6 protein-coding genes are annotated in these 8,132 nt (G+C 62.1%); 4 read left to right on the forward strand and 2 right to left on the reverse strand.

The annotated features are described in order from the left end of the window. Positions 1 to 829 (forward strand): hypothetical protein (locus tag PLL20_20710; GenBank protein HPD32422.1); only part of this gene is annotated, 829 nt, incomplete at its 5' end. A gap of 43 nt (positions 830 to 872) precedes the next feature. On the opposite strand, the gene nadC is transcribed toward PLL20_20710, so the two are convergent. Together nadC and uvrB are read right to left on the reverse strand one after the other, a co-directional pair. Beyond that, positions 873 to 1,769 (reverse strand): carboxylating nicotinate-nucleotide diphosphorylase, encoded by an 897-nt coding sequence (gene nadC / locus PLL20_20715; GenBank protein ID HPD32423.1) that lies wholly within the window; start codon positions 1,767 to 1,769, stop codon positions 873 to 875. Positions 1,770 to 1,993: 224 nt separating this feature from the next. Beyond that, positions 1,994 to 3,988, reverse strand: a complete 1,995-nt coding sequence (uvrB, locus tag PLL20_20720; GenBank protein ID HPD32424.1) for an excinuclease ABC subunit UvrB — start codon at positions 3,986 to 3,988, stop codon at positions 1,994 to 1,996. Between the two features lie 221 nt (positions 3,989 to 4,209). Here uvrB and PLL20_20725 point away from each other — a divergent pair, with 221 nt between their 5' ends. The 3 genes from PLL20_20725 to PLL20_20735 all read left to right on the forward strand — a co-directional run bounded on the left by PLL20_20725 (position 4,210) and on the right by PLL20_20735 (position 7,758). Next, positions 4,210 to 5,724, forward strand: coding sequence for a DUF4932 domain-containing protein (locus PLL20_20725; protein HPD32425.1), 1,515 nt, complete (start codon positions 4,210 to 4,212; stop codon positions 5,722 to 5,724). 165 nt (positions 5,725 to 5,889) lie between these two features. After that, on the forward strand, positions 5,890 to 6,495 hold the full coding sequence (locus PLL20_20730) for an isoprenylcysteine carboxylmethyltransferase family protein (protein HPD32426.1): 606 nt from the start codon (positions 5,890 to 5,892) through the stop codon (positions 6,493 to 6,495). 105 nt (positions 6,496 to 6,600) lie between these two features. Beyond that, complete coding sequence (locus PLL20_20735; protein ID HPD32427.1) at positions 6,601 to 7,758, forward strand: MFS transporter; 1,158 nt, start codon at positions 6,601 to 6,603, stop codon at positions 7,756 to 7,758. The last annotated feature ends 374 nt before the right edge of the window (positions 7,759 to 8,132 follow it).

Here is an 8,132-nt window from a genome sequence, read left to right on the forward strand (position 1 = left end):
CGACACCTGGGTTTTCGCCGACATGGGCAATCCGCGGCGGTACACGCTGACCACCGGCCGGCTCGGCGTGCTCGTGGCCGCTTCGCAAAGCCCTCTGCTAACGATCCGCGACCTGGGCGTACTTTCCAACTGGGGACCCGGCTACCTGGACCTCCGCGTTGACCACGTCCTGCCGGTTCCCGTGAGGACGTACGAGGGCATGGGCACCACCCTGACCGACAGCGTGCGGCTCTTCCCGCCGTTCGCCCAGGAACCCGGCGAGTCTCTGCAAACTCGCAACCTGGTCCTCAACGCGAAGATCTCCATCACGACCCAGTTCTACTGGCCACCTACGCCGGCGGGCAGCGCGGCAGGATACACCGCGCCGCTGGCTCGCTGGGTTGAGACCCGCATCTACGGCTATACCAGCTCCCCGATCATCCTGCACAGCCCGTACTCGCAGACCTACCGGCCGGAGCATCACAACTTCAGCGAGCACTTTCTCTTCGAGCCACGGCTCGAGCCGGGCATCTCGCCATCGATCCTTCAGGAGCTCCACAACAAGAACATTCGGGTGATCCAAGTCTATCGACCCAGCAGCGGATCCCCGATCTTCACCACTGTCGGCTTCACCACCCCGGCCGACTTCGACCAGGACAACGACGTCGACGGGGCGGACTATGAGGTATTCAGTGATTGCAGCTCCGGTCCGGGTCTCGGTCCGGTCGAGTGGGCCTGCCGTGCCGCGGATTTCGACCACGACGGCGACGTTGACCAGGCCGACTTTGGAATCTTTCAGCGATGCATCAGCGGCGAGAAGATGCCGCCGGATGTTGATTGCGCGCAATGACCGGCCGCTGTCCGGCGTCGACGGCCGCTTTTGCCGGGGCTGATCAGCCGGACAGCCTGGTGGTCTCAAGATCCATGGCGATATCCAGCGCGCCGGACGAGTGGGTGAGTGCTCCCACGGCGATCCGTTCAACACCGGTTTCCGCGATGCCGCGGACCGAATCCAGGTCGACACCGCCGGAGGCCTCAAACTGCACCCGGCCGGCCAAGCCCAATTCATCCCGCCGCCTCACCGCCTGTCGCATCTGGGCAATAGAGAAATTGTCGAGCAGAATGACATCTACGCCCGAAACCTTGAACACTTCCTCGAGTTGCTCGATGGTGTCGACCTCGACCTCAATGAACGCCGGCGGCGGCGCCAGCGCAGCGGCCTCCCGAACCATATCGAACAGGGCGACGGCCAGTGAATCAATACTCACGCCCGCCAAGTGATTGTCCTTAACCAAAATGGCGTCATGCAGGCCCATGCGGTGGTTCCAGCCGCCGCCGCAGCGGACGGCATATTTGTCCAGTTGACGCCAGCCGGGAATCGTCTTACGCGTATCATAGATCCTCGCCTGCGTCCCGCCGACGGCATCGACATAACGACGGGTCAGCGAGGCCACGCCGCACAACCGCTGCAGAAAGTTTAGCAAGGTTCGCTCAATGCCCAGGAGCAGACGCATCGGACCGGCCAGCACGGCGATTCCCTCGCCCTTCCTCATGTTTGCACCGTCCTGCGCGTTGACCGTGACCGTCAATTTGTGAGAGTACGCCTCACGCAGCAGGTCGAAGATCACCGCGCCGGCAAAGACGCCGCCCTGGCGGGCTACAAGACGAGCCGTGCCCGTGGCTGCGTCGTCGACGGTCGTCAAAGAGGTGATGTCCCGGTCGAAGCCGTCCTCGGCCAAGGCATCTTCCCACTGCCTCCGAAGCCGTTCACGATCAATCATCTGAGCCATGGTCATCCTCTCGCAAACATCCCCCATCTGGTCGTTTCTTCTTGACCGGCCGGTGACCTCACAGCCGGTCTCGACAGGCTGTGTGAAACAGGTTTCCGGCCTCTCATCGGACCGCCAGGATGCCGCTCCCACACCTGCCGGGATAGGTTCCTATGCCGCCGGTATTACCGAAGACCACGCGAAGCAGCACCGGCTCGCCAAGAAACGGGGTCTCCTGGCCGTGGCTATCGTCCGGCGTCGGCTCGCTGAGCCTGTGGTCCGGTCTCCAACTGCCGGATCCGATCTCGCAGCACCGCCGCCCTCTCGAAATCCAGCCTCTCGGCCGCCTCGAGCATTTCCTGTTCCAGCGCCGCAATCAACTCGCTGCGATCATACTCATCTTCCGCGGCATGCACAGCCTCCCGAGCGATCTTGCGGGCCGAAATCTCCTGCTCCAGCGAGCTGCGGATGGCCTTCTTGATCGTTTCGGGAGTGATCTTGTGCTCTTCGTTGTACTTGAGCTGGATTTCGCGCCGGCGGTTGGTCTCGTCGATGGCCCGTTGCATGCTCGGCGTGGTCTTGTCGGCGTAGAGGATCACCTCGGCGTTGACGTTCCGGGCGGTGCGGCCGATCGTCTGAATCAATGACGTCTCACTCCGAAGAAAGCCCTCCTTGTCGGCGTCCATGATTGCCACGAGCGACACCTCGGGCAGATCAAGTCCTTCGCGCAATAGGTTGACGCCGACCAGCACGTCGAAATCACCCCGCCGAAGATCATTCAGAATCTCGACCCGTTCAAGCGTGTCGATCTCGCTGTGCAGGTACTTGCATCGGAATCCTTTCTGATCGACGTAGGCCGAAAGGTCCTCGGCCAGCCGCTTGGTCAGCGTCGTTACCAGCACGCGTTCGCCGACGGCCACTCGCTCGCTGATGCGGTCAAGCAGATCGGGCACCTGCCCGCGAGCCGGCCGCACGTGGATCAGCGGATCCACCAGTCCCGTCGGCCGGATGATCTGCTCGACCACCTCGCCGCCGCACTTTTCCAGTTCGTACGGCCCGGGCGTGGCGCTGACAAACAGCACCTGGTTCCACATGCTCTCAAACTCCTCAAACCGCATGGGCCGGTTGTCCAGGCACGACGGCAGCCGAAAACCATGCTCGACCAGCACCTCCTTGCGACTGCGGTCACCGGCATACATCGCCCGAATCTGCGGGATGGTCACGTGGGACTCGTCGAGGATCAACAGGAAATCCTTCGGAAAATAGTCCACCAACGTGAAAGGTTTGGCCCCCGGCGGCGTGCCGTTCAGATGCCTCGAGTAGTTCTCGATGCCGCTGCAATAGCCCACTTCCTGGATCATCTCCAAATCATACCGCGTGCGGGCGCTGAGGCGCTGGGCCTCGAGCAACTTGCCCATCCGCCTGAGCTCCATCAGCCGCTGGTCGAGCTCCTCCTGGATGCTCTTGATCGCCGCCGCGATCCGGTCCTCGGGCATCACGTAGTGGACCGCCGGGTAAATGAAGATCACGTCCTGATCGGTGATCGTCTCATTGGTCAGCGGGTCGATCAGGTCAATACGGTCGACTTCGTCGCCGAACAGTTCGATACGATAGGCGAATTCCTCGTTGCCCGGACACAGCTCGACCACGTCGCCGCGGACACGGAACTTACCGCGCCGGAAATCAACATCGTTCCGCTCGTACTGGAGATCCACGAACCGCCGCAGCAGCTCGTCACGTTCGACCCGGTCGCCCCGGCGGATCGTGATGATGCTCCGTTTGAAGTCTTCGGGCGAGCCTAGGCCGAAGATGCACGAGACGCTGGCGACGATGATCACATCGCGGCGGGAGACCAGCGAGCTGGTCGCCGAAAGACGCAGCCGGTCAAGGTCGTCGTTGCGCGAGGCATCCTTCTCAATGTAGATGTCCCGCTGCGGGATATACGCCTCCGGCTGGTAGTAGTCATAGTAGCTGACGAAGTACTCCACTGCGTTCTCGGGAAACAGGCTGCTGAACTCGTCATAAAGCTGGGCGGCCAGCGTCTTGTTGTGGCTGATCACCAGAGTCGGCCGGTTGAGGTTGCGAATCAGGTGAGCCATGCTGAAGGTCTTGCCCGATCCGGTCACCCCCAGCAGACACTGGAACTTGCGCCCGGACTGAAACCCGCCCGTCAGCTTCTCGATGGCCGCCGGCTGGTCCCCTGCAGGCTCAAACTCACTATGAATGACGAACTCGGACACTCTGGCACCCCCCTGGCAACGCTCTCTGGCCGCGAGCCGAACCAATCATGATATGCCCGCCCTGAGCCGGGTTCAAACCCCGGAAAGCTCATGAACTGCCCGGCCGGCGCGACTGCACGTGTAACATCTGACCCGCCTGGACGTCTATAAGGATGGATCTGGACCGACTGAGGGCGGCACCAGACAGATCGCGTTGATATTCAAGAGCGGGGCAATCAACCATGATCATGAACCTGTTGAGCGGCGCGTTTGCTCTTCTGATGACGACGAACGGTCTGGCCGGGGCCCCGGTGGCGGGCGAACAAGAGCAACGCGTCGCCAAGCCCGCTCAGAGTCCGCCGGCCGTCGGCCTGAGCTCGGCCGAGCCGCCTGCCAGCCGACCCGCCGGCAGACCGGCGATCCGCGCGGTCGTCGACCCCCGCGTGGAGCTGATGAGCATCATTTTCCGCCTTGCCGGCAATCCGGAGTACAACATGCCGAACTCCCAGTCGGTCTATGCCGACGAAGTCAAGAAGCATTTCAGCAAGTACCGGAATCACCCTGTCGTTCTTGCCGCACAGCGACTCCGCGCGAGCCGCGGCGTCAGCTATGACGCGGTCATGAGCATGGCCGTGCATGTGAGCGACACCGTTGAACTGAAGGAACGGGTGCCGTTCGACCAGCCGCCGGATGCGATCATGCTCGACCCTCGCTGGAAAACGGAGGAAGCCCGCGACTTCCTGAAACAGGCCCGCCTGTTTGTCGAGCACGCCCGCTTCGCAGCGTTCGTTGAGCAACATCGCGACTTCTACGCCTCGGCCGCCGCCCGCCTCGATGCGGCACTCGGCAACCGCGATTTGCGACAATGGTTCGATTCATACTTCGGGACAACCGCCGAGGTGCAGTTGCGGCCGGTCGTCGGCCTGCTCAACGGAGGTGGCTGCTACGGACCGAGCTTCCGCCCGGCCGCGGGACCCGTCGAGATGTACTCGATCATCGGCGCGTACAAGTTCGACCACGAAGGACTGCCGGAATTTGACAGCAACACCGCCCTGACCGCGGTCCATGAATTCGCTCATTCCTACGCCAATCCCCTGGTGGACAAGCACCTGGACACGATGCTCGACGCTGCACAGCGAATCTTCAGCACCTGCGAAGACGAGATGAGACGGCAGGCCTACGGCAACGCGTCGACTCTGCTCCGGGAATCGATGGTCCGGGCCTGTACGGTCAGGTACGTCGCCGACACGATGGGAAAGGCAGCCGCGGCGACCGCGGCAAGGCAGGAGGCAGATCATGGTTTCACCTGGGTCAGCGATCTCAGCAGGCTCCTCGCGGAATACGAAGGTCGTCGCGACCGGTATCCGACGCTTGAGGCCTTCATGCCCCGGGTCGTCGATTTCTTCAACCGCTATGCCGCAGGCCTCAAGGACCAGGAACGACCGAGGGTCATATCCATAGTCCCCGCCAATGGGGCCACTGACGTCGATCCGGATCTGACGGCCATCAAGATCACATTCAGCGAACCGATGGTTGACAAGAGCTGGTCCGTGGTCGGCGGCGGCTCGAATTTCCCCGAAATCACCGGCGATATTTCCTACGACCAGGATCGCAGGGTGCTGACGATCCCGGTTAAGCTCAAACCGTCATGGACCTACCGCTTCTGGCTCAACAGGGGCAGGTTCAACTCTTTTCGCAGCGAGAGGGGAGCGCCCCTGAGTTCGCTGCCCGTCGAGTTCAAAACCCGCGCCCGATAGCTCCGCGCGCAAGCTGGTATGACGGGTCTGCCCATCTTGTATATACTACCGCAAACGCACGAGGACCGGTACCATTGCGCCTTTGACCCTGCGGGGCGTAGCCATCGGGCGAGAAGGCCGGACGATTGTAACGACTGTCTGCAATGAAAGGATTAGGGGTGACTGATGAGACCTGATTGGATTCAATGGGCGGGAAACCACCCACGTTGGTTCGCCCTGATCGTCGGAACCAAGCGGCTCCGGACCAAGGCAGGACTTTTGCTGGTTGGGTTTGGCCTGGGCGAGGGCGTCTACAACCATGAGGTCCCCTTCGATCTGGACAGGCCCAACGCCTGGGTGTTCGTGGGGCTTGCGATGGTCCTTGCGGGGGTTGCTTTCCGATTCGCAGCGCTCGGTAGTCTGCGCAAGAAGGAGGAGCTTGCCACTACCGGGGTCTACTCGCTCTGCCGCCATCCTCTTTATCTCGGGTCGGTATTGATGGCGTATGGATTCTGCTGCTTGTTGAACGATTCCAAGCTGTTTCTGATCGCCAGCGCGTATTTCATTTTGTTCTATGGTTTGACTATCGCATGGGAAGAAATCCGCCTGGCCCAACGATACGGCGATGCCTACCACAGATACGCGAACGAAACGCCTTTGATTCTGCCGGTGGGTCGTCCATGTCGAGGGCAGTTTGGATTGGCGACCGCGCTGCGGAACGGGGGTGCCGCACTGATCGCCGTTACCACAATTCTGCTGGCAGCGATAGAATCGATGGCCGAGTTTATATAGGGCTGCCTGTCAGTGTCATCGGAATCACCCAACGACTGCGCTCCTGCCTCTGGCGCCACGCCGAACCATGCACGTTGGCTCACACCGACGGTTTTCGGAATTGGCATGGCCTCGCTCTTCAGCGACATGAGCCACGAGACCGTGACGGCCGCGCTTCCGGCTTACCTGGCATCCATGGGTGCCGCGGCCGGGGCGTTGGGTACGATCGAGGGCTTTGCCGATGGTTTTTCGAGCATCGCGAAGCTCTACGGCGGCTGGCTGGCGGATCGGCTGCGCCGCCGGAAGGTCCTTTGCGCCGGCGGTTACGGTTTCATGGCCTTCTCGCCGGTGGTCATTGCCCTGGCCACAAACTGGTTCATTGTGCTCGGTGGCCGTGTGCTGGCGTGGGTGTCTCGCGGCGTGCGCACGCCCCCCAGGAAAGCGCTGCTTGCCGACGCGGTTACGCCGACCACCTATGGCCGGGCCTTCGGGTTCGAGCGCGCCATGGATACAACCGGGGCGATCATCGCGCCAATCGCGGTGCTGCTCTTGTTGCGGGTTGGCCTGACTCACCGCGGTCTGATCTTGCTCTCAACCATTCCCGCGGTTCTGGCCGTCTTTGCCATCACGCTCCTGGTGCGTGAGCGCAAGGACCGAACGCCGATCCGAACACCTTTCCTTCAGAGCTTCGGCGGTTTCAATTCGCGGTTCAAGGAGTTCCTTGGCGCCGTCGGCCTATTCGGTCTCGGTGATTTCGCGGACACTTTCTACATCCTGTACGCGGTGACCGTTCTCTCGCCCGATATCGGCCCGGGCCGGGCCGCGACACTCTCGGTTGCCGGCTACACGCTTCATAACGTGTTGTACGCCTCGTGGTCGTATCTGGGCGGATGGATGGCGGACCGTACGAACAAGCGGTTGCTCCTGGTGGCCGGTTACATGGCCGCAGCGCTCGCGGCCGCTTGCATGGTGGCGGGCGTCCGGAGCTATGCGGGCCTGGCAATCATGTTTGCACTCGGAGGCACCGGTGTCGGCCTGTATGAAGCCGTTGAGGATGCCGTCGCAGCGGAGCTTCTGCCTTCCGGCATCAGGGGGAGCGGCTTCGGGGCGCTTGCGGTCGTGACGGGCATTGGCGATTTGGTGAGCAGCGTTGTTGTGGGCTGGTTATGGACGGGCTTTGGCATCGAGGTCGGTGTCACATACGCGCTGGTCCTGATGCTCGCCGGCGCAGGTTTCATGCTGTATCTTGCAGGAAGGCGAGTCGATCACGGCAACCACCAATAGGAAAACACGGAACCTCGAGAGTCCGAGGTCAGGAGGATTTGGGGTCAGGGCGCATTCAGTAGAGCGCAAGCTGGGGCCAGAGCTGCATTAGTCCCTTCCGTCGCGACTGATGTGCGTTTTGTGCGCATCTTGCCGGCTACAACGTGTAACTAGCCTGCAAACAAGGGCTTATGATCGTAAACGGGCGGCCCTTCGTGGTTGCGGCCGAAGGCCGCCTTGGGAAGAAGAACCGCGGGCCACCACCAACCAGCCGTATAACGGCCGGCCTATCAGCCCGCCTTTGGCGGGCAACCGGTCGGCACGCCCGCCCAGACTGTCGCGCACCCCTCATCGCCTCACCGTCCCCGCTCCGCTTCCGCCCCGTTTCTCGGAAC

This window comes from Phycisphaerae bacterium, assembly GCA_035384605.1.
Taxonomy (GTDB): domain Bacteria; phylum Planctomycetota; class Phycisphaerae; order UBA1845; family PWPN01; genus JAUCQB01.

Excerpts from the sequence above, each read along its gene's own strand:
- nadC (HPD32423.1), bottom strand. The coding sequence starts at position 1,769 with ATGGCTCAGATGATTGATCGTGAACGGCTTCGGAGGCAGTGGGAAGAT.
- PLL20_20725 (HPD32425.1), top strand. The coding sequence starts at position 4,210 with ATGATCATGAACCTGTTGAGCGGCGCGTTTGCTCTTCTGATGACGACG.
- PLL20_20730 (HPD32426.1), top strand. The coding sequence starts at position 5,890 with ATGAGACCTGATTGGATTCAATGGGCGGGAAACCACCCACGTTGGTTC.
- PLL20_20735 (HPD32427.1), top strand. The coding sequence starts at position 6,601 with ATGGCCTCGCTCTTCAGCGACATGAGCCACGAGACCGTGACGGCCGCG.